The 18,604-nt window shown below is 64.4% G+C and carries 21 protein-coding genes; 10 read left to right on the forward strand and 11 right to left on the reverse strand.

The window, feature by feature from the left end; all coding sequences use genetic code 11:
* The first annotated feature begins 182 nt into the window (after window positions 1–182).
* The 4 genes from AC3D25_RS06000 to AC3D25_RS06015 are packed head-to-tail and all read left to right on the forward strand — an operon-like array spanning window position 183 to window position 2,822.
* Window positions 183–431, forward strand: coding sequence for a hypothetical protein (locus AC3D25_RS06000; RefSeq protein ID WP_488887536.1), 249 nt, complete (start codon window positions 183–185; stop codon window positions 429–431).
* Window positions 432–436: 5 nt separating this feature from the next.
* Window positions 437–1,720: an EAL and HDOD domain-containing protein gene (locus AC3D25_RS06005; protein WP_488887537.1), complete on the forward strand. Its 1,284-nt coding sequence runs from the start codon at window positions 437–439 to the stop codon at window positions 1,718–1,720.
* A gap of 26 nt (window positions 1,721–1,746) precedes the next feature.
* Window positions 1,747–2,310: a peroxiredoxin gene (locus AC3D25_RS06010; RefSeq protein WP_488887538.1), complete on the forward strand. Its 564-nt coding sequence runs from the start codon at window positions 1,747–1,749 to the stop codon at window positions 2,308–2,310.
* Between the two features lie 38 nt (window positions 2,311–2,348).
* Window positions 2,349–2,822 carry a hypothetical protein gene (locus AC3D25_RS06015; protein ID WP_488887539.1) on the forward strand — a complete coding sequence of 158 codons (474 nt, stop codon included), beginning with the start codon at window positions 2,349–2,351 and terminating at the stop codon, window positions 2,820–2,822.
* Window positions 2,823–3,112: 290 nt separating this feature from the next.
* Here AC3D25_RS06015 and AC3D25_RS06020 read toward each other — a convergent pair whose 3' ends face one another.
* From AC3D25_RS06020 to AC3D25_RS06030, 3 genes are all read right to left on the reverse strand, one after another.
* On the reverse strand, window positions 3,113–3,532 hold the full coding sequence (locus AC3D25_RS06020; RefSeq protein WP_488887540.1) for a hypothetical protein: 420 nt from the start codon (window positions 3,530–3,532) through the stop codon (window positions 3,113–3,115).
* A gap of 452 nt (window positions 3,533–3,984) precedes the next feature.
* Window positions 3,985–4,989 carry a cytochrome d ubiquinol oxidase subunit II gene (cydB, locus tag AC3D25_RS06025; protein WP_488887541.1) on the reverse strand — a complete coding sequence of 335 codons (1,005 nt, stop codon included), beginning with the start codon at window positions 4,987–4,989 and terminating at the stop codon, window positions 3,985–3,987.
* Between the two features lie 26 nt (window positions 4,990–5,015).
* Window positions 5,016–6,455: a cytochrome ubiquinol oxidase subunit I gene (locus tag AC3D25_RS06030; protein WP_488887542.1), complete on the reverse strand. Its 1,440-nt coding sequence runs from the start codon at window positions 6,453–6,455 to the stop codon at window positions 5,016–5,018.
* Window positions 6,456–6,711: 256 nt separating this feature from the next.
* Between AC3D25_RS06030 and sugE the strand changes: the two genes are divergently transcribed.
* From sugE to AC3D25_RS06060, 6 genes are all read left to right on the forward strand, one after another.
* Complete coding sequence (sugE, locus tag AC3D25_RS06035) at window positions 6,712–7,032, forward strand: quaternary ammonium compound efflux SMR transporter SugE (RefSeq protein WP_488887543.1); 321 nt, start codon at window positions 6,712–6,714, stop codon at window positions 7,030–7,032.
* A 302-nt stretch (window positions 7,033–7,334) separates the two neighbouring features.
* Window positions 7,335–7,952 (forward strand): DUF4126 domain-containing protein, encoded by a 618-nt coding sequence (locus AC3D25_RS06040; protein ID WP_488887544.1) that lies wholly within the window; start codon window positions 7,335–7,337, stop codon window positions 7,950–7,952.
* A gap of 59 nt (window positions 7,953–8,011) precedes the next feature.
* A complete protein-coding gene (locus tag AC3D25_RS06045; protein ID WP_488887545.1) occupies window positions 8,012–10,501 on the forward strand; it encodes an ABC transporter permease in 2,490 nt (829 codons plus the stop codon).
* A gap of 29 nt (window positions 10,502–10,530) precedes the next feature.
* Window positions 10,531–10,953 (forward strand): group II truncated hemoglobin, encoded by a 423-nt coding sequence (locus AC3D25_RS06050; RefSeq protein ID WP_488887546.1) that lies wholly within the window; start codon window positions 10,531–10,533, stop codon window positions 10,951–10,953.
* A gap of 26 nt (window positions 10,954–10,979) precedes the next feature.
* The gene (locus AC3D25_RS06055) at window positions 10,980–11,711 is read left to right on the forward strand and encodes an alanyl-tRNA editing protein (protein ID WP_488887547.1); all 732 of its coding nucleotides are present in this window, start codon (window positions 10,980–10,982) and stop codon (window positions 11,709–11,711) included.
* Complete coding sequence (locus AC3D25_RS06060; RefSeq protein ID WP_488887548.1) at window positions 11,708–12,322, forward strand: DUF924 family protein; 615 nt, start codon at window positions 11,708–11,710, stop codon at window positions 12,320–12,322. The genes AC3D25_RS06055 and AC3D25_RS06060 overlap by 4 nt, the downstream gene beginning before the upstream one ends.
* Window positions 12,323–12,331: 9 nt before the next feature.
* Here AC3D25_RS06060 and AC3D25_RS06065 read toward each other — a convergent pair whose 3' ends face one another.
* The 8 genes from AC3D25_RS06065 to AC3D25_RS06100 form a co-directional block, all read right to left on the reverse strand.
* Window positions 12,332–13,078 carry an SDR family oxidoreductase gene (locus AC3D25_RS06065; protein WP_488887549.1) on the reverse strand — a complete coding sequence of 249 codons (747 nt, stop codon included), beginning with the start codon at window positions 13,076–13,078 and terminating at the stop codon, window positions 12,332–12,334.
* A gap of 17 nt (window positions 13,079–13,095) precedes the next feature.
* A complete protein-coding gene (locus tag AC3D25_RS06070; RefSeq protein WP_488887550.1) occupies window positions 13,096–13,680 on the reverse strand; it encodes an LOG family protein in 585 nt (194 codons plus the stop codon).
* Complete coding sequence (locus tag AC3D25_RS06075) at window positions 13,680–14,465, reverse strand: TetR/AcrR family transcriptional regulator (RefSeq protein WP_488887551.1); 786 nt, start codon at window positions 14,463–14,465, stop codon at window positions 13,680–13,682. The genes AC3D25_RS06070 and AC3D25_RS06075 overlap by 1 nt, the downstream gene beginning before the upstream one ends.
* A 150-nt stretch (window positions 14,466–14,615) precedes the next feature.
* Entirely contained in the window at window positions 14,616–15,203 is a 588-nt protein-coding gene (locus tag AC3D25_RS06080) for a diacylglycerol kinase (RefSeq protein WP_488887552.1), read from the reverse strand.
* Window positions 15,200–16,240 carry a glycosyltransferase family 4 protein gene (locus AC3D25_RS06085; RefSeq protein WP_488887553.1) on the reverse strand — a complete coding sequence of 347 codons (1,041 nt, stop codon included), beginning with the start codon at window positions 16,238–16,240 and terminating at the stop codon, window positions 15,200–15,202. The genes AC3D25_RS06080 and AC3D25_RS06085 overlap by 4 nt, the downstream gene beginning before the upstream one ends.
* Window positions 16,241–16,288: 48 nt before the next feature.
* The gene (locus AC3D25_RS06090; protein ID WP_488887554.1) at window positions 16,289–17,245 is read right to left on the reverse strand and encodes a UDP-2,3-diacylglucosamine diphosphatase; all 957 of its coding nucleotides are present in this window, start codon (window positions 17,243–17,245) and stop codon (window positions 16,289–16,291) included.
* 108 nt (window positions 17,246–17,353) lie between these two features.
* On the reverse strand, window positions 17,354–17,830 hold the full coding sequence (locus AC3D25_RS06095) for an RDD family protein (protein ID WP_488887555.1): 477 nt from the start codon (window positions 17,828–17,830) through the stop codon (window positions 17,354–17,356).
* Between the two features lie 7 nt (window positions 17,831–17,837).
* Window positions 17,838–18,587 (reverse strand): DUF3106 domain-containing protein, encoded by a 750-nt coding sequence (locus tag AC3D25_RS06100; protein WP_488887556.1) that lies wholly within the window; start codon window positions 18,585–18,587, stop codon window positions 17,838–17,840.
* Between the last annotated feature and the right edge of the window lie 17 nt (window positions 18,588–18,604).

An 18,604-nucleotide genomic window follows, 5' to 3' on the forward strand; every position in this document is an offset into this window, starting at 1 on the left:
GTGTAAGTCAGATGAGTAAGTCAGATGAGTAAGTCAGATGAGTAAGTCAGATGCGTAAAACCGATGCTTATGACCGATGCGTAAGACCGATCCGTCGCGCCCGTCTGCGTCACGGCGCGGCGGGTCCGTTTGATGCTCGCGCCGGGACGGCCGGCAACGCCGGCGCATCGGCTTCGAGTGCCATGGCTTCGAGTGCCCTTACCGATTACACCTGGCTGCAGACTGTGCCCTTGACCGACTTTTCGATGCCTTCGTCCGCGCGCCGCACGCCGTCAGGCGAGCGCCTGCCGAGCCACCTGCCGAGCCATCCGCCGAGCCATCCGCAATACGGCGCCACGCGCATGCCGTTCGCTTTGCTCGCCTCATCCGCCGAACCCGGCGCGGTGTGCTCCCGCGTGAACCCTGGGACCTGTCAGTTTCCTGCCATCTAGCGATCATGGACGAACCGTTGCAACCCGATCCGGCATCGACCCCTCGCGAACCCGAAAGCGTCTATCTCGGACGCCAGCCGATCCTCGATCGCTCCGGCGCGCTGCATGCTTACGAACTGCTGTTTCGCGACGGCGAGGACAATCACGCGCGCATTCACGACGACGTTCAGGCGACCGCGCACGTCGTGGCGCGCACGGTCGGGGAAATCGGCGTCTCGGCGGTGCTGGGCGAATATCGCGGCTATGTGAACATGAATCGCGACCTGCTGTTCGACGATATCGTCCACATCATGCCGCCCAAGCGTTTCGTGCTCGAAATCCTGGAAACCGTGACCTTCGACGAACGTCTGTTCAAGCGCTGTCATCAGTTGCGGCAGGCGGGCTTTCAGTTCGCCCTCGACGATATCGAACGCATTTCCGAGCCGCTGATGGCGGCGCTCCCTTACGTCGATATCGTCAAGGTGGATTTTCTCGCGACCGATCCCGGCCATCTGCCGGAACTCACGGCGACGCTGAAGGGCGCGGGCAAGACGCTGATCGCCGAAAAGATCGAGACGCACCAGCATTTCGAGGAAGCGCGCGATCTCGGCTTCGACCTGTTCCAGGGCTACTTTTTCGCGCGTCCGCAAGTGCTCGCGACCCGCCGCGCCAGTCCGTCTCGCACCGCGTTGCTGCGGCTTTTGTCGGTGCTGTCGGGAGACCCGAACGTCGGCGAACTCGAAGCCGAACTGAAGCTCAATCCGAACGTCGTCGTGCAGTTGATGCGGCTCGCCAATTCGAGCGCGTTCGGGCTGCCGCGCCACGTTTCGTCGTTGCGCGAGGCGATCCGCGCGACCGGCACGCGGCAGATTTCGCGCTGGACGCAGTTGCTGCTCTACGCCGACGGCCGCCGCCTGCCGTGGCGTTCGGACCCGCTCGTGCAGCTCGTCGGCACGCGCGCGCGGTTCATGGAACTGGCCGCGCAACTGATGCGGCCATCGGACGATCATTTCGCCGACGCCGCTTTCCTGACCGGCATCTTTTCGCTCGTTCACGTGGTGGTGGACATGCCGCCCGCCGAGATCCTCGGCATGCTGCGGCTGTCGAAGGACATCAACCAGGCGATCGTCGATGGCGACGGTGCGCTTGGCGCGCTGCTGCGCATGTCGCAGGCCGCCGATCGGGGCGACACGCCCGACCTCGATTCGATCATTCAGTCGCTGCCCGAATTCGCCGTGCTGACGCCCTCGACCCTCGCGCAGCTTCAGGTGCAGGCCGCGACGTGGTTTGGCGCGCACCGGGTGGTGTGAGCACGCGTCACTTTTTGGACAAGTCCATGAAACGCAAATTCGCAGGTGCAATGTTGACGGCGGCGCTCGGCGCGGGGCTTGCGGCCTACGCGCTGGTTGCGTTCGCGACGCTGAAGCCCGGCGACCCCGCGCCGCGCTTCAGCGCCGATGCGTCGCTCGGCGGCAATGTGTATCGCTATTCGCTTGCCGACGAGCTGAAGAAGGGGCCCGTCGTGCTCTATTTTTATCCGGCGGCGTTCACGAAGGGCTGCACGGTGGAGGCGCATGAATTCGCCGAAGCCGTCGATCAATACAAGGCCGAAGGCGCGACGGTGATCGGCGTGTCGCATGACAACATCGATACGCTGAAGAAGTTTTCCGTGAGCGAGTGCCGCAGCAAATTTCCGGTCGCGGCGGACGCGGAATCGAAGATCATCAAGTCCTATGATGCGTCGATGCCGCTCATGAGTTCGATGGCGAACCGCGTGTCCTACGTGATCGCGCCGGACGGCACGGTGATCTACGAGTACACGAGCCTCTCGCCCGACAAGCACGTCGCCAATACGCTGCAGGCGTTGCGCGAGTGGAACGCCAAGCACAAGACGCAATGATCGCGCTGAACTCGCGTATGACTCGCTAGGCCGCGCCGATGCCGATTGTCGTCGCTCTGTTTGCTTTCGGCGCGCTCGTGTGGGGCGCGTTGTGGTCGTTTCATGCGGTATCGGCGCGATTTGGATTGAATGTCGCCGTGGGCGTGGCGGTGGTTGTTGCGGGGTTGATCGCGGCGGGGCTGGCGCGGGCTTGGCGGCGTCATCGCGATATCGCGCCGAATCTGCCGCGCGGCGCGGATGGCGACTGGACGCACGAATTTGCGCGCGACTCGGTGAGCGTGCGGCTTGCCGCGGGCAAGCGTCTTTGCAACGTGCGCGTGGACGTCGACGAAGGCCGCTATATCTTCGCGGATCTGCGCGGGGCGCGGGCGGTGCAGGGCGGCGGGGGGTGGCACGTCGTGCTCGAGGTTAAGGATGCGCGGCGCGCGGAGTGGATGTTGCCGATGCACGATGGGCGCGAGGCGCGGCGTTGGGCGCGCATTCTTTTGCTCGCTTCTGAGCAGAAGCTTTAGGCTGGCCGGGTGGGTTTGCTGGCGCTCTTTGGCTTTTTGTTTGCCTGTGCTTGTTGGAACTTGCGTTCGTGTGGGTTTATTAACCAGAGGAAGCGGCGCGGGGTTGGGCGCCGTCGGGTGGCTTGGTGTGGGTGGGGTACACCGTCTGATGTTCGGGCGCTTCTTTTGACTTGCTTTCGTGTAGGTCTATTAGCACGCCGCTATGCGCGGCAGCAGTCACTTTCTTTGCTGCTGCAAAGAAAGTAACCAAAGAAAGCAGCTTATCCGTCTAAGTGTCCACCTCGAATAACCTAGCGGATAGGCGCGCAAGCTGATTCGGCCATCGCACCACACAACAGAGTGGAGCCGCTCATCCATCCCGGCAAGCGCAAAGCGCCTGCCAGCACGACATAACCGAAACCCAAAAAAGCCGAAACCGACGTTTTTCTGAAGGTGTCCGCGCGCACGGCGAAAGCCGAAGAAGCGAGCATCCGGCCGGCGGGCAGCACGCGGATCCGGTCGTGCTCGACGGCGACCAGCCCGTCGTCCTCAAGCGGCCGCAAGCGCGCGATCTCGGCCTCGAACGTATGCGCGCCGAAACCGAGACCGAGACCGAGACCGAGACCGAGACCGAGACCGAGACCGAGACCGAGACCGAGACCGAGACCGAGACCGAGACCGAGACCGAGACCGAGACCGAGACCGAGCCGCTGCTTTTTGAATATGCCCATCGTCCGAGCGCAGCGAGGATGGAACTGATAGGCGCTGTGCCAACGCCATTGACTGCGAGTTAGCCGAATCAGCTTGCGCGCCTATCCCTGTTGTTATTCGAGGTGGACGCTTAGTCGGATAAGCTGCTTTCTTTGGTTACTTTCTTTGCAGCAGCAAAGAAAGTGACTGCTGCCGCGCATAGCGGCGTGCTAATAAACCTACATGAAAGCAAGTTCAAAAGAAGCGCCCGAACATCAGACGGTGTACCCCACCCACACCAAGCCACCCGACGGCGCCCAACCCCGCGCCGCTTCCTCTGGTTAATAAACCCACACGAACGCAAGTTCCAACAAGCACAGGCAAACAAAAAGCCAAAGAGCGGCAGCAAACCCACCCCGGCCAGCCTAAAGCTTCTGCTCAGAAGCGAGCAAAAGAATGCGCGCCCAACGCCGCGCCTCGCGACCACGTCCACCTACCCGTGATACCCCATATCCCCCCGCACCTTCCCGCGAAAAACCCAGTACGACCACGCTACATAAAGCACGACAACGGGTAGGAGAAACATCGTCCCGATCAGCAAAAACTCGTGCGAAACGGGCGCGGCGGCAGCGTCCCATAACGTCACCGACGGCGGCGCAATAAACGGCCAAAGGCTAATGACAAGCCCGGTGAACGCCAGAAAGAACAGTCCGATCGAACACAGGAACGGTGCGAGTTCTCGACCGCGCGCAAGCGTCGACCATAACGTCCACGCGAGCAGCGCAGTGAGCACCGGCACCGGCGTGAACGCGAAACTCGACGGAAAGCCGAACCAGCGCGCGGCGATGCGCGCGTCCTTGAGCGGCGTCCAGATGCTGATGAGCAAGATGAACGCGATCACGCCGAGCAGCGCATAACGCGCGATACCCCGCGCCCACGTCTGCAATTCGCCTTCGGTCTTCAGCACGAGCCAAGTCGTGCCCTGCAGCGAATAGCCGAACACGAGCCCAGCGCCAACCAACAACGGAAACGGCGCGACCCAGTCCCAGCTCGTGCCGGAAAACACGCGTCCGTGAATCGGAAAGCCTTGAATGAACATGCCGAGCACGATGCCCTGCGCAAACGTCGCCACCAGCGATCCCCAGCCGAAAGCGTTGTCCCACAGCCATTTGCGCGCGCCGATTACCTCGCGGAATTCAAACGCGACGCCGCGAAAGATCAGCCCGAGCAGCATGAACAGGATCGGAAAATAGACGGCCGGCACGATGATCGTGAACGCCAGCGGAAACACCGCGAGCAAGCCGCCGCCGCCGAGAATCAGCCACGTTTCGTTGAAATCCCAGACCGGCGCGACCGAGTTGATCATCAGGTCGCGGTCTTCGCCGTGGCGGCGCAGCAAGAACATCATGCCGACACCGAGATCGAAGCCGTCGAGCAGCACGTACATGAACACCGCCAGCGCCAGAATGGCGGCCCACAACGGCACGAGATCGAGCATCTTCGTCTCCCTGGGTCAGACGTGGGTCACGCGCGCGGCGCGTCCGGGTTGGCTGCATCGTTCGGCGTCGCTTTCTTCGACGACACCGCCGACAACGGCCGCGCCGCGCGCGTTTCCGGCTGCAACTGCTCGTTGTCGGCTTGTTGCACGAGTTCGGCCGGGCCGATCCGCACTAGCCGCCGCAACAGAATGAACCCCGCGCCGAAAATCACGACATACGCGATCACGTAGAGCGCGAGCGAGAGCGCGACATCGCGGGTCGTGAGCGACGGCGTGACCGACGCGCTGGTGCGCATCAGCCCGTAGACGGTCCACGGCTGGCGGCCGGCTTCGGTCGTCGTCCATCCGGCCAGCACGGCGATAAACCCGAGCGGCATGCCGAACGTCGCTGCGCGCAGCCACCAACGCGTCTGTTCGAGCTTGCCGCGCGCATAGAGGACGATGCCCGACAGCACGAGCAAGAACATCAGCATCGCGATGCCGACCATGATCCGGAACGCGAAGAACACCACGGTGACGGGCGGCCGGTCCTCCGGCGGGAAGTCTTTCAGGCCGCGCACGACGCCGTTCGGATCGTGCGTCAGATAGATGCTGCCGAGCACGGGAATGGCGATTTCGAAGCGGTTGCGCTCGTGCTCGGGATCGGGGATCGCGAAGACGTTGGCCGGCACGCGCGAGCCGGTGTCCCACAGTCCTTCCATCGCCGCGACCTTGGCGGGCTGATGTTCGAGGGAGTTGAGGCCGTGCATGTCGCCGAGCACCATCTGCACCGGCACCATGATGACCAGAAAGATCAGCGACATCTTCAGCATCACGCGGCTTTCCTCGATCGCGCGCCGCTGCAGCACGTACATCGCGCCGACACCGAGAATCACGAACGCGGTGGTCACGACGAACGCGCTGACCGTGTGGCCGAGCCGGTACGGAAACGAGGGTGTGAAGATCACCTCGAAGAAGCTGGTCACCTCGAAACGGCCATCGGGCATGATCCGGTAGCCGCGCGGCGTCTGCATCCAGCTATTCACCGCGATGATCCAGAACGACGAAATCACGGTGCCCGCCGCGACGAAAATCGCCGACATCACGTGCGCCCATTGCGGCACGAGCTTGCGTCCGAACAGCAGCACGCCGAGAAACGCCGCTTCCAGGAAGAACGCCGTAAGCACCTCGTAGGCCATCAGCGGGCCGATCACGTTCGCGGTGGTATCGACGAAACGGCTCCAGTTGGTGCCGAACTGAAACGGCATCACGATGCCCGAGACGACGCCCAGGCCGAACGACACCGCGAAGATCTTCAGCCAGAACGCGGAAAGCCGTCGATAGACATCGCGTTTGGTGATCCACCAGTTGAATTCGAGCGTGGCGATGAAGCACGACAGGCCGACCGTGAAGGCGGGCAGCAGAATGTGCATCGCGATGACCCAGGCGAACTGGAAGCGGGACAGCAGGACGGCGTCGAACTCCATGAGCGCTCCGTGTCGATGGTTTCTGGCTGCTTTAATGCTCTACGGTTCGCGCGGAAGCGTTGCGCCAAATGAATCAATAGCACGATTCGAAGAAGCGCGCGGTCAGGGTCGGTGGCGCGGCTCGGAACCCGATGCACCTTTTTGGTACAATTACAAACGCCTTGCACGGACAATCGGGCAGGGCGCTCGCGTGGACGGCCGCGCGTGCTTGCACTCATGACGGGGACGGCCCCAGGTTTTCCATGGAGTTCGTCGCATGTCTTGGATTCTTCTTTTTATCGCCGGTTTGCTCGAAGTTGCGTGGGCGGCCGGGCTGAAATCTTCCGATGGCTTCACGCGGCTCTGGCCGTCTGTCTTCACGCTGGTCACGGCGGTCGGCAGCTTCGTGCTGCTCGCCATCGCGATGAAGCAGCTCCCGCTCGGCACGGCCTACGCCGTCTGGACGGGCATCGGCGCGGTCGGCGCGTTTATTTTTGGGATCGTTATGATGGGCGAGGCGCTGACGGTGGCGCGCGTCGCGAGCGCAGCGCTGATCGTGATCGGGCTGATCGGGCTGAAAATGTCGTCGGGGCACTGAAAGGCCCGCACGCGCTCGCGTGCGCCGCTTTTATCGTGGCTATAATGATCCGAACTTATCCCGAAATTCCGACTCGATTCAAGTGACTCGATTCAAGTGACTCGATTCAAGTGACTCGATTCAAGTGACTCGAGTCGTGCGAATCGATTCAAGAAACGCCGAGCCGCATCCGTTAAACGAGTTATCCGCGCCGTTTCGGCGCGAGCCGTCCGGCCGACATTGGCTTGGGGCGGCCGCCGCAGACGCGCCCGGCTCACGGCCGGGCGGGTCGTGCGGCACGCGCCAAGCGCCAGGAGGCGGCTATGCTTGAAGCACTTTCGCTCGCTGCGGGCCTTTCTTGGGCCAGCGGGCTACGCCTTTATCTGACGGTTTTCGTCGCCGGAATGTGCGAGCGCATGGGCCTCGTGCATCTGCCGGACACGCTTTCCGTGCTTGGGTCGCCATGGGTGATCGGCGTGGCGGCGCTGCTGGCGGTCGTCGAATTTCTCGCCGATAAAATCCCTGCTTTCGATTCCCTCTGGGACGCGGTGCACACGTTCATCCGCATTCCGGCGGGCGCGGTGCTCGCGGCGGGCGCATTCGGCCACGCCGACCCGGCGTTGCTCACCGTCGCCGCGCTCCTCGGCGGCGCGCTCGCCGGGACCGCGCACCTCGCGAAAGCGGGCACGCGCGCGCTGATCAATTTATCGCCGGAACCGGTGTCGAACTGGGCGGCATCGGCGACCGAGGATGTCGGCGCGCTCGCGGGCATCACGCTCGCGCTGTTCATGCCGCTGATTTTCCTCGCGCTCGTGATCGCGTTTCTGCTTTTGGCCGGCTGGGCGCTACCACGGCTCGCGCGCGGCATTCACGGCGGCGTCAGCCGGATGGCCAAACACATGGTGCCGAGCGTCAATCCGCTCAGGAGCAAGCACGATTGAGTAAAAGCGTGGGGTCGCGTGGTCTTAGTTATTCTCAAATCGTCCGTCAGTCCTTGAGAATGACCGCGCGCGACTGGCGCGCGGGCGAACTCACCATGTTGCTTCTCGCGCTCGTGCTCGCCGTCGCGGCGCTCGCAAGTGTCGGATTTCTCGGCGACCGGATGCGTCAGGGTCTGGAACGCGACGCGCGCCAGATGATTGCCGCCGATTTCGTCGTGCGCGCCGATCACCCCGTCGATCCCACTTTTACTGCCCAAGCCACGTCCCTCGGCCTGCAAACGGCCTCGACCGCCATCTTCCCGAGCATGATCAGCGCGACCGGCGCGGCGCCGGTGTCGCGGCTCGCGGCGATCAAAGGCGTGTCGCCCGGCTATCCGTTGCGCGGCGCGGTGCGGATCGCGCCCGCACCCGATGCCCCCGACGCACCCGCCACCGCGATTCCCGCGCCCGGCACGGTCTGGCTCGATCCGGCGCTGCTCGACGCGCTCAGGCTCAAGGTCGGCCAGACGGTTAAGGTCGGCGCGCGCACGTTCACCATCGCCGCCGTGATTACCCGCGAGCTCGACCGGGGTTTCTCGTTCGTGAGCTTTTCGCCGCGCCTCATGGTCCGCGCCGACGACTTGCCGGGGACCGGGTTGATCACGTATGGCAGCCGGGTCACGTATCGCTTGCTGGTGGCGGGTCCGGATTCGCGCGTCGAGCAGTTCGCGGCGTGGTCGCGCGCGCGCGTCGATGGCGGCAAGCTGCGCGGCGTCGCGCTGGAATCGTTGCAGGACGGCCAGCCGCAAGTGCGCCAGACCATCGACCGCGCGAGCCATTTCCTCACGCTTGTCTCGCTGTTGACCGCGCTGCTCGCCGCCGTCGCTATCGCGATGGCTTCGCACCGTTTCGCGCGCCGCCATCTGGACGGCTGCGCGGCGATGCGCTGTCTCGGCGTGAGCCAGTCGACGCTGCGCGGGCTGTTTATCGGCGAGTTTTTACTGATCGGCGTGCTGGGGAGCGCAGTCGGCGTCGTGCTCGGCTTCGGCGGGCATCACGTTTTGCTGCGCTGGCTCGGCACGCTGGTCGAAGTGGAATTGCCCGCACCGAGCATCTGGCCCGCGCTGCAAGGGCTCGCGACCGGACTCGTGCTGCTGCTAGGCTTCGCGCTCCCGCCGCTTTTGCCGCTGACGCGCGTGCCGCCAGTGCGGGTGATCCGGCGCGAACTCGGCGATGCCGGACGGATCGCGTGGCTCGCCTACGGCGCGGGCGTGCTGTTGTTCGCCGCGCTCCTGGTGCTTGCGGCGGGCGAGTGGAAGCTCGGCGGGATCGTCGCGGGCGGGTTCGCGGGCGGGCTGATTCTGTTCGGCGGCGTGGCGCGCGCGGCGCTCTGGGCAGCGGCGCGCTTCGTTCGCAGTGAGCGCAGCGGCGCGGGCGTCGGCTGGCGCTATGCGCTGGCGTCGCTGGAGCGGCGCAGCGGCGCGAGCGCGTTGCAGATCACGGCGCTTGGCATCGGCCTGATGTGCCTGTTGCTGATCGCGATGACCCGCAACGACCTGATCGCCGGATGGCGCCAGTCCACGCCGCCCGACGCGCCGAACGAGTTTTTGATCGATATTCAGCCCGACCAGCGCGCAGGCGTCGCCGCCTATCTGAGCCAGCAAGGCCAGCGCGACACCGAACTGTCGCCGATGGTGCGCGGCCGCCTGGTCGCCGTGAACGGCCGCGCGGTCAACCCGGACGACTACGAAACGCCCGACGCCAAACGGCTGGTCGATCGCGAATTCAACCTGTCGTACACGACCGAACTGCCGGGCGATAACCGGATCGTCGGCGGAACGTGGTTTGGCGCGGATGCGAAACCGCAGATCTCGTTCGAGCAGGGCCTGGCGAAAATCCTGAAAGTGAAACTCGGCGACACCTTGCGCTTCGACGTCGCGGGCTTGCAGGTGGAAGGGCCGGTCACGAGCCTGCGCAAGCTCGACTGGGGCTCGTTCAAGGTCAATTTCTTCGTGCTGATGCCGCCGCCCGCGCTCGCCGATCTGCCCGCCACGTTCATCACGAGTTTTCACTTGCCGCCGGGCCGGCAGACGCTGATCGACGGGCTGATCGCAAAATATCCGAACCTCACCGCCATCGATACCGCGCCGATCCTCGCGCAAATCCAGCGCGTGCTGGAGCAGGTGATCGGCGCAGTGCAGTTTCTCTTTCTGTTCACACTCGCCGCTGGCGTGCTGGTGCTGTACGCGGCGCTCGCCGGGACGCGCGACGAGCGCATGCGCGAATCCGCGCTTTTGCGCGCGCTCGGCGCGTCGCATCGGCAGGTGCGCTCGGTGCAGATCGCCGAATTCGTCTCCGTGGGCGCGCTCGCGGGGCTGATGGCGGCGCTCGGCGCACAGGCGATCGGCTGGGTGCTGGCCGTGCGCGTGTTCGAATTTCACATCGATTTCAATCCGTGGCTTGTGCCCGCGGGCATCATGGCGGGCGTGGCCTGCGCGGGTGTCGGCGGCTGGCTGAGCCTGCGCCGCGTGCTGACGCGCCCGGCGCTGCAGTCGCTGCGCGACGCGTAGCGTTTTTCAACGAGTAACAAAGAACTCGAATGAGCGAAGTGAATAACGAACCCGCGACAGAAGCGCCGCAGCAACCCACGGCGTTCGATCTGGTCGGCGGCGAAGCGCGCGTGCGCGCACTGGTCGATCGTTTCTACGATCTGATGGACCTCGAAGCCGAATTCGCGGGCATCCGCAAGCTGCATCCGCCGACACTCGACGGCTCGCGCGACAAGTTCTTCTGGTTCCTGTGCGGCTGGATGGGCGGCCCGGATCACTACATCAGCCGGTTCGGTCATCCGCGTCTGAGAGCGCGCCATCTGCCGTTCGCGATCGCCTCCGACGAACGCGACCAGTGGCTGCGCTGCATGGCGTGGGCGATGGAAGACATCGGCCTCGACGAACCGTTGCGCGAACGTCTGCTGACCTCCTTCTTCGATACCGCCGACTGGATGCGCAACCGTCCGGGCTAACGCGTCACTACAAATAAAAATACCCCATGAGCACTCGCGCCCTTTTCCGTGAAGACGCCTATCAGACGCGTTGCGACGCCACGATCGTCGCGATCGACGAGCACGGCATCCGCCTCGACCAGACCGTGTTCTATCCGCTCGGCGGCGGGCAGGCGGGCGACGCCGGCACGCTGGTGCTCGCGGACGGCACGCCGCTCGTGATCGCCGATACGCGCAAGGCCAAGTTCGAAAGCGCGACGCCGGACGACGCCATCCATGTTCCCGCGCCGGGGCAGGACGCCGTGCTCGCGCGGCTTGCGGCGGGCGAGCGGGTGAGCGCCGAGATCGACTGGACGCGCCGTCATCGGCACATGCGCCTGCACACGGCGAGCCATTTGATGTGCGCGGTGCTCCCGTATCCGGTCGATGGCTGCAGCATCACGGCCGACTACGCGCGGCTCGATTTCGCGACCGTCGAGCCGATCGAGCGCGAATTCGTCGAAATGCGGCTGGGCGAACTGGTTAGCGGGGCGCACGGCGTCGAAACCGAATGGATCACGGATGCCGAGATGGCCGAGCGTCCCGAACTCGTGCGCACGATGAGCGTCAAGCCGCCGATGGGGCTTGGGCGCGTGCGGCTGCTGCGGATCGAAGGCGTCGATTTGCAGCCGTGCGGCGGAACGCATGTGAAGAACACGGCGGAGATCGGCGCGCTGCGGGTCGCGAAAATCGAGAAGAAAAGCGCGCGCACGCGGCGGCTGGTGCTGGAATTCGCGTGACGGCGACGCAAACGGCGCTCGACGCGGCCGCGCGCGAGGTGCTGGACTTCTGGTTCGGCGCGCCGGATTCCGCTGCGTTCGGCCAGGCGCACCGGTTCTGGTTCAAGCGCGACGCCGCCTTCGACGCAACGCTCGCCGCGCGTTTCGGCCCAACGCTGGATCGTGCGGAGGCGGGCGAGTTGTCCGGCTGGGGCGCGTCGCCGTTGGGCGCATCGCCGTTGGACGCGCTCGCGCTGATCGTGTTGCTCGACCAGTTCACGCGCAATGCCTACCGGAACACGCCGCGCGCGTTCGCGGGCGATGCGCGCGCGCTCGAACTCGCGAAGACGCTCGTCGCGACGCACGACGATCGCCGCTTGCCGACCGTGCATCACCGTGTGTTCGCGTATATGCCGTTCGAACACGACGAAACGCCCGAAAGCCAGCGCGAATCCGTGCGGCTCTTCACGGCGCTGGCCGACGAAACCGGCGATCAGGAATATTTGAGATACGCGACGGCCCACGCGCGGGTGATCGAGCGCTTCGGGCGCTTTCCGCATCGCAACGCGGTGCTCGGCCGTGTATCGAGCGAAGAAGAAGCCGCGTGGCTCGCTAGAAACCGCGGCTTCTGAAACGGGGCGTCAGCGTCCGCCCGCGACGTCCAGAATCGCGCCCGTCACATACGACGACGCGTCCGACAGCAGCCACACGATCGATTCGCCCACCTCGTCCGCCGTGCCCGGCCGGCCGAGCGGCGTCTGCACGCCGAGCACCGCCGCACGATCCGGCTTGCCGCCGCTCGCGTGGATTTCGGTATCGATCAACCCCGGCCGCACCGCGTTCACGCGCACGCCTTCCGGGCCGAGTTCCTTGGCGAGACCGAGCGTGAGCGAATCGACCGCGCCTTTCGATCCGGCGTAGTCCACATACTCGTTCGGCGACCCGAGCCGCGCCGCCGCCGAGGAAATATTGACGATCGAGCCGCCGCGCCCGCCGCGTCGCGTGGACAGACGCCGCGCCGCTTCGCGCGCACAGAGATACGCGCCGAGCACGTTGGTGTCGAAGACGCGCTTCAGGCGCGCCAGATCCATGTCCGCCAGCGCCGATCCGGGCGCGACGATGCCCGCGTTGTTCACGAAACCGCAGAGTGGACCGAACGCTTTTATCGTCGCATCGAACATCGCGATCACATCGGCTTCCTCGCCGACGTCGCCGCGAATCGCGATCGCCCGGCCGCCCGCCGCTTCGACCGCGGCGACGGTTTCATCGGCGGCCGCGGCGTTGTTCGCGTAGTTCACGCCGACCGACCAGCCGCGCGCGCCCGCGAGCCGCGCCGCCGAGCGGCCGATGCCACGGCTCGCGCCGGTGATGAGCACCACTTTCGACATATCGCTGATTTCCTTGATTAAACCGCGTCGCGCTTTTCGGCCCACTTGTCGCCGGTCGGCGGCGCGTAAGCGCGCAGCTTGTCGATCAGCGGCGCGGGTTCGTTCGCGACCTGCAGCATATCGAGATAGGGCGCGCGCATGAAACCTTCCTCGACGGTGTGACGCATCATCGCGAGCAGCGGATCGTAGTAGCCGTCGACGTTGAGGAGCGCGACCGGTTTCTGGTGATAGCCGAGCTGCGCCCACGTGAAGACCTCGAACAGTTCCTCGAACGTGCCGACACCGCCGGGCATCGCGACGAACGCGTCGGCGAGATCGGCCATCTGCTTCTTGCGCTCGTGCATGTCGGGCACGACATGCAATTCCGTCAGCCCGGTGTGGCCGACTTCCTTGTTCAGCAGCAGTTCGGGAATCACGCCGATCGCGCGGCCGCCGCGGGCCAGCACTTCATCGGCGATGATCCCCATCAGCCCGACGCGCCCGCCGCCATAGACGAGCGACAGGTCGGCTTCGACCAATGCCTGGCCGAACGCGCGGGCCGCTTCGGCATAGACCGGACGGGCGCCGTTCGCGGAGCCGCAATAAACGCAGACGGATTTCATTAGCGAGATTCCTTCGGCTTGCCGCTGTCTTTCGGCGTGTCGCCAGGTTTCGGCGTGTCGCCAGGTTTGGGCGTGTCGCCAGGTTTCGGCGTGTCGTCCTTCGGCGGCAGGTAGTCGGTAAAGACACGTTCGGGCAGCTTGCCCGAGACGAGATCGTCGAAAATCTGGCGCGAGCGGCCACGCAGATACGGCGCCATCACCGAAATAATGTGCAGGCTCGCCTGATGCAGTTCCGCGCGGATCGCGTCCTGATCGTTGTATTTGCGCGGGTTCATCACGAACTGGTAGGACAGCCAGTAAGTGGAAATCACGCCGATATTCGTCGCGATCACCTTGATCTCAGCGGGCGTCGCGACCATTTCCTGATCGGCGACGAGCGCTTCGCACAACTGCTGCGCGAAGTGCACCTTGTGGCTGATGATTTGTTTGAAGTGCGTTTCGAGCGTGCGATTGCGCGCGAGCAGGTCGTTCAGGTCGCGATACAGGAAACGGTAGGTCCAGAGGAAATCGGCCATGTACTGCAAGTACGACCACATCTCGTCGATCGTCGGACGATGGTCCTCCGGAAAGCGCAGCCGCTTCTCGATCTGCTGCTCGAACTGAGCAAAGATGCTGTTGATGATGTCGTCTTTGTTGCGGAAATGGTAGTACAGGTTGCCTGGACTGATTTCCATCTCTTCTGCGATCGTCGTCGTCGTGACGTTCGGCTCGCCAATGTCGTTGAACAGCTTCAGCGACAGTTCGAGAATCCGTTCGCGGGTGCGGCGGGGAGGTTTTGCTTCCATGACGTCCGGACCTGGTTATCCGAAGCGCGCGCGAGCCACGAGGCGCGACGCGTTTTCCGGATTCGGTTGCTATTTTTGAGAATGTCGGACGATTATAAACCGGTCGTTCGGCCGCCCGGGGCGGGGCATGTGCTTAAGCCGAAAAGGTTTTCAGGACAGCGCGTGCAGCCAGCGCCAGAACGGCGGCACGAGAATCAGCGCCCACGTCAGCACGCAGACGAACAGCGCGGTCATCACCGCCGCGCTGCCGAAGTCCTTCGCGCGTTTCGAGAGTTCGTGGCGTTCGAGCGAAATCCGGTCGATGGCCGCCTCGACGCTCGAATTCAGCAACTCCACGATCAGCACGAGAAACACCGTCGCGAGCAGCGCCGCGCGCTCGACCGGCTCGACCGGCACGACGATCCCGCAAGGCACGAGAATCGCCGCGAGCGTCAGTTCCTGGCGGAACGCGCTTTCCTCGCGGATCGCCACGCGAAAACCGTTCAGCGAGTTTTTCATCGCGTGCCAGGCGCGGGTTACGCCGCGATTGCCCTTGTACGGATTGAAGGGCAGGGGCGCGAGCGGATCGTCGGGACCGAGCGGCTCATCCGTTTCGAATAGCGCGGGTTCTTCGGCTTCTTCCTCGGCGAAAGGATCGCGGGCCGCTGCGTGCGCCGCGCGCCGGCGTGCGCGATCAGTGAGCGGCCGTGTGCGTCCCGTTGCGACGCGCGGCCCGCGCGCGGCGTTCGGCCGGCTCACGCGGCGGCCTCTCGCGTGCCCGTGCCGGGCGTACCGGCCGAGCCGAGCGGACGCAGATGCGATGCGAACTGCTCCGACGCCGCGCGCCACGAAAAACGCTCGGCCCACGCGCGGGCATCGGCGCGGCTGATTTTCAGCGCGTCCAGACAGGCCTCGCGCAGATCCTCGTTCATCGCGCCCGGGCCTTCGCTGCCGAGCACGTCGATCGGACCCGTCACCGGATACGCCGCGACCGGCGTGCCGCACGCCATGGCTTCGAGCAGCACGAGACCGAACGTGTCGGTGCGGCTCGGGAACACGAACACGTCGGCGGCGGCGTACACCTTCGCGAGTTCCGACTGCGACAACACGCCCAGATAGTTCACGTTCGTATAGCGCGATTTCAGTTCGGCGAGCGCCGGGCCTTCGCCCGCGACCCATTTCGAACCCGGCAGATCGAGCTTGAGAAACGCCTCGACATTCTTCTCGACCGCGACGCGTCCCACGTACAGGAAAATCGGCCGCGCGGTGTTCAGCACCTTGGAATCGGTCGGCTGGAAAATCTCCAGATCGACGCCGCGCGTCCATAGCACGACATTCGTGAAGCCGAACTTTTCGAGATCGCTTTTGACGACCGGCGTCGGCGCCATCACCGCTTGCGACGGACCGTGAAACCAGTGCAGAAATCGGTAGGTCGCGGCGAGCGGAATGTGAAAGCGCGCGTGCACGTATTCCGGAAAACGCGTGTGATAGGCAGTCGTGAACGGCAATTTCCTGCGGATCGCGTAGGCGCGCGCGGCGAGACCGAGCGGACCTTCGGTCGCGATATGCAGCGCATCGGGCGCGTACTCGTCGATGCGCTGCGCGACGCGGCGGCGCGGCATCAGCGAAAGGCGGATTTCGGGATAAGTCGGGCACGCGATGGTCTTGAATTCGAGCGGCGTGAGTAGTTCCACGCGGTGGCCGAGCGCGGTCAGTTCGCGCGTCGTGTTCTTGAGCGTACGCACGACGCCGTTGACCTGCGGCTCCCATGCATCGGTGACGATCATGATTTTCATCGGTATTGGCCTGTACTCGGGTTGTGCGGCGGGGTTTGTACTGCGGAGTCAGGCAGTTGCCCGTTCTTTCACCGTGTTCGCTTCTGCTGAGCGCAAGACGGTCCAGTAGACGATCTTCAGTTCGCCGTCGTAGGTCTCCACCAGCGCCGACAGGCTTTCCACCCAGTCGCCGTCGTTGCAGTAGAGAACGCCGTCGATCTCGCGGATCTCCGCCTTGTGGATATGTCCGCAGACGACGCCGTCGCAGCCGCGCCGGCGCGCTTCGTCGGTCATCACGCGTTCGAATTGCGAGATGAAGTTGACCGCGTTCTTGACCTGATGCTTGAGGTACTGCGAGAGCGACCAATAATTCAGGCCGAGGCGCGTGCGCGCGCGATTGAACCAGCGGTTGAGCAAGAGGATCAGCGTGTAGAGCGTGTCGCCGAGATAGGCGAGCCATTTGGCGTGCTGGATGACGCCGTCGAACAGGTCGCCGTGCACGATCCACAGACGTTTGCCTGCGAGCGTCGTGTGGAACGCCTCGCCGCGCACGTGGATGTCGCCGAACGCCAGGTCGCAGAACTGGCGCGCGGCTTCGTCGTGATTGCCGGGGATATAGACGACCTGTGTGCCTTTGCGCGCTTTTCGGAGAATCTTCTGCACGACGTCGTTGTGCGCCTGCGGCCAGAACCAGCCTTTGCGCAACTGCCATCCGTCGATGATATCGCCCACCAGATACAGGTATTCCGAGTCGTTGTGGCGCAGGAAATCGAGCAGATACGGCGCCTGACAGCCGCCCGAGCCGAGGTGGATATCGGATAGCCAGATGGTGCGGTAGCGGTGATCGGGAGAGTCGGTTATGTCGCCAATCTCGTCCTCAGTGGTATGAGACGAGCGCGAATCCTGGCCGGCGTGCTGGAACTGCGGGAAGTGTTGCGTGGGATCGGAGACGGACCGGAACGCCATCGGATCGATGCTCGGGTCCGGCTGGCGCAGGAGGGAAGTCGCGGACGGTTTGTAGGCCATTGGCTCGCGCGGCGGGTTGCGGTAGTCGCATTGCGCCATGCAGCCGTGACGAAGCCATGACAGTCACGAGAAGTTCTTATTACTGGGGCGGGAGGCTGCGAGGAAATGCTACCGCGCCACCGCGATAATCCGCGTCCCCGCGATCCGGTCATGCAGAAACTGCCGCGCCGGATCGAGCCAGACCGCCGCGGCCCACAGCACGATCCACGCGCCGGCCAGCGCGAGCGTCTGCGGCACGGCAAGTCCAAGCAGCGGATGCAAAGCGAGCGGCGGCAGGAACCACAGCCACGCGAGCACGTAGCGCGCGAGCGCACGCCACGGTTTGAGCGGCAGACCGTGCGCGTCGACCACTTTCAGACGCCAGGTTTTCATCGGCAGCGTCTGTCCGCCGTGGGTCCAGAACCACACGAAATAGGCGGCGAGCACGACCCCGATCCACGTCATCAGGACGTTGTGGTGCGTGAAACCGTTGCGTTGCTGCGTGAGCGTACTGAACAAATACCCAGCGATAAACACGATCCCGAACAGGATCACGCCTTCGTAGAGCATGGTGGCAAGCCGTCGACGCAGCGTGGGCGCGTGCATGCGGTTCTCAGGAGCCTTGATAGAGGGACGGCGCCTGCTGCGGCGACACCGGAATGGGCGTCGCCGGGACGAAGCTGCCGGGCGCCGGAATCGCGCCGTTCGGCGATCCTGCCGTCGCGCCGCTTGCCGTGCCAGCGTGCGGGCCGGAGCCCATTTCGGGCGCGTCGGGACTGCGGGCGGTCGCGAGCCGGTTGATATCGTGGATTTCGCTTTTCCCCGACGGCGGCGCGCTGACGACGGTCGGTTTGCGTTTGTGCTCCGACGCCGCGAGTTTCTTCTTTTGTTCCTCGGAGAGCTTCTGATAAGACTCCCACGCGCTCTCGCGTTTTTCGAGCGGAACGGATTTCGAAACCTGATAATTTTCGCGCGCGACCTTGCGCTCGTCCGGCGTCATTTTGGCCCATTCGGCCATGCGCTGATGCAGCTTTGTTTGCGCTTCAGGCGACATCTTCTGGTAACGCGACGCGATCTTTATCCATTTGCGTTTGCGTTCTTCGCTGAAACCATCCCACTGCGCAGCGAACGGCGCAAGCGCGACGTGCTGCGCTTCAGTCAGACGATTCCACGAAAGCGGGCTGGTCGATGAAAGAGCGGAGAGCGGCGAGAGACCTTCGCCGGCGCTCGCGCCCGAGGGCGACGCGACGGATGACGCGGGAGAGTTCGCCGGCGAATAAAAACGCGGATAAGTCGCGGCAAACGCGACGACTCCAGCGATCGCGCATCCAAAAACAATCGCGAGGCCGCGTTTGTAACTCACCCGGAAGCTCCTGCTGT

The sequence above is a fragment of the Caballeronia sp. SL1002 genome, from assembly GCF_057814995.1.

Excerpts from the sequence above, each read along its gene's own strand:
- AC3D25_RS06000 (WP_488887536.1), top strand. The coding sequence starts at position 183 with ATGGCTTCGAGTGCCCTTACCGATTACACCTGGCTGCAGACTGTGCCC.
- AC3D25_RS06005 (WP_488887537.1), top strand. The coding sequence starts at position 437 with ATGGACGAACCGTTGCAACCCGATCCGGCATCGACCCCTCGCGAACCC.
- AC3D25_RS06010 (WP_488887538.1), top strand. The coding sequence starts at position 1,747 with ATGAAACGCAAATTCGCAGGTGCAATGTTGACGGCGGCGCTCGGCGCG.
- AC3D25_RS06015 (WP_488887539.1), top strand. The coding sequence starts at position 2,349 with ATGCCGATTGTCGTCGCTCTGTTTGCTTTCGGCGCGCTCGTGTGGGGC.
- AC3D25_RS06020 (WP_488887540.1), bottom strand. The coding sequence starts at position 3,532 with ATGGGCATATTCAAAAAGCAGCGGCTCGGTCTCGGTCTCGGTCTCGGT.
- cydB (WP_488887541.1), bottom strand. The coding sequence starts at position 4,989 with ATGCTCGATCTCGTGCCGTTGTGGGCCGCCATTCTGGCGCTGGCGGTG.
- AC3D25_RS06030 (WP_488887542.1), bottom strand. The coding sequence starts at position 6,455 with ATGGAGTTCGACGCCGTCCTGCTGTCCCGCTTCCAGTTCGCCTGGGTC.
- sugE (WP_488887543.1), top strand. The coding sequence starts at position 6,712 with ATGTCTTGGATTCTTCTTTTTATCGCCGGTTTGCTCGAAGTTGCGTGG.
- AC3D25_RS06040 (WP_488887544.1), top strand. The coding sequence starts at position 7,335 with ATGCTTGAAGCACTTTCGCTCGCTGCGGGCCTTTCTTGGGCCAGCGGG.
- AC3D25_RS06045 (WP_488887545.1), top strand. The coding sequence starts at position 8,012 with ATGACCGCGCGCGACTGGCGCGCGGGCGAACTCACCATGTTGCTTCTC.
- AC3D25_RS06050 (WP_488887546.1), top strand. The coding sequence starts at position 10,531 with ATGAGCGAAGTGAATAACGAACCCGCGACAGAAGCGCCGCAGCAACCC.
- AC3D25_RS06055 (WP_488887547.1), top strand. The coding sequence starts at position 10,980 with ATGAGCACTCGCGCCCTTTTCCGTGAAGACGCCTATCAGACGCGTTGC.
- AC3D25_RS06065 (WP_488887549.1), bottom strand. The coding sequence starts at position 13,078 with ATGTCGAAAGTGGTGCTCATCACCGGCGCGAGCCGTGGCATCGGCCGC.
- AC3D25_RS06070 (WP_488887550.1), bottom strand. The coding sequence starts at position 13,680 with ATGAAATCCGTCTGCGTTTATTGCGGCTCCGCGAACGGCGCCCGTCCG.
- AC3D25_RS06075 (WP_488887551.1), bottom strand. The coding sequence starts at position 14,465 with ATGGAAGCAAAACCTCCCCGCCGCACCCGCGAACGGATTCTCGAACTG.
- AC3D25_RS06085 (WP_488887553.1), bottom strand. The coding sequence starts at position 16,240 with ATGAAAATCATGATCGTCACCGATGCATGGGAGCCGCAGGTCAACGGC.
- AC3D25_RS06090 (WP_488887554.1), bottom strand. The coding sequence starts at position 17,245 with ATGGCCTACAAACCGTCCGCGACTTCCCTCCTGCGCCAGCCGGACCCG.
- AC3D25_RS06095 (WP_488887555.1), bottom strand. The coding sequence starts at position 17,830 with ATGCACGCGCCCACGCTGCGTCGACGGCTTGCCACCATGCTCTACGAA.